The organism is Facilibium subflavum (genome assembly GCF_003574485.1).
In the GTDB taxonomy this organism is placed as follows: domain Bacteria; phylum Pseudomonadota; class Gammaproteobacteria; order Francisellales; family Francisellaceae; genus Facilibium; species Facilibium subflavum.
Genome location: NZ_QLIT01000350.1, coordinates 1 through 662 on the forward strand (window position 1 = coordinate 1; position 662 = coordinate 662).

Annotated in this window: 1 protein-coding gene; it reads right to left on the minus strand. The window is 27.2% G+C overall.

Translation table 11 applies throughout. The features are described from left to right. Positions 1-253 precede the first annotated feature (253 nt). Positions 254-622 (minus strand): hypothetical protein, encoded by a 369-nt coding sequence (locus DNK84_RS15265; RefSeq protein WP_119345026.1) that lies wholly within the window; start codon positions 620-622, stop codon positions 254-256. Positions 623-662 lie beyond the last annotated feature (40 nt).

Below are 662 nucleotides of genomic sequence, written 5' to 3' on the forward strand. Positions count from 1 at the left end.
CTTCATTTGTTGTCTTTTTATCACCTCACCAATCACCTTAATTTCTCCTTTCATTCTTTTTTTACTTAACCTTTTTTCTCCTCCTTTTCTTGTGCTATATCTCTTCTTTGTTCTTCTCTTCTTTTTTCTTTTCATTCCTTTTTCTCTTTCTCTTTTTTCCCTCCTTTCTTCTTTTTTCTACTTTCCACTTTCCTTTTCCCTCATATTGTTTATGTTTTTTTTCCTTTTTCTTTGTTTCTTTTTTTTTCTCTTTTCATTCTCTCCTTTTCTTTTCTTCTTTTCTTTCTTTTCCTTTTCTCTTTTCACTTCTTTCTGTTTCTCCTTCTTTTATTTTTTCTTTTTTTTTTCCTCTTTCTCTTTTTCTATACATCTCTTCTTCCTTTTCTCTTTTCTTTTCTTTATCTTCTTTTTTTCTCTCTTCTTTTCCTTTTTCTTTTTCTTTCTCTTTTTCCTTCCCTTCTTTCTTTTTCTTTTTTTTCTCCCTTATTATATCCCTTCTTTCATTTCTTTTTTTTTCCTTTATCTTTCTTTCTTCTTTTCCTTTTTTTTTTCTTTTCTTTCTTTCACTCTTTCTCTTCTTTCTTCTTTTTTTTTTCTTTTCTTTCTTCTTCCTTCCTTTCATTTTTTACTTATCTTTCTTTTCTTTCTTACTTTCTTTTTTC

What these genes read in the sequence shown, in the direction of transcription:
- DNK84_RS15265 (WP_119345026.1), bottom strand. Translation starts at nt 622, where the DNA reads ATGAAAGGAAGGAAGAAGAAAGAAAAGAAAAAAAAAAGAAGAAAGAAG.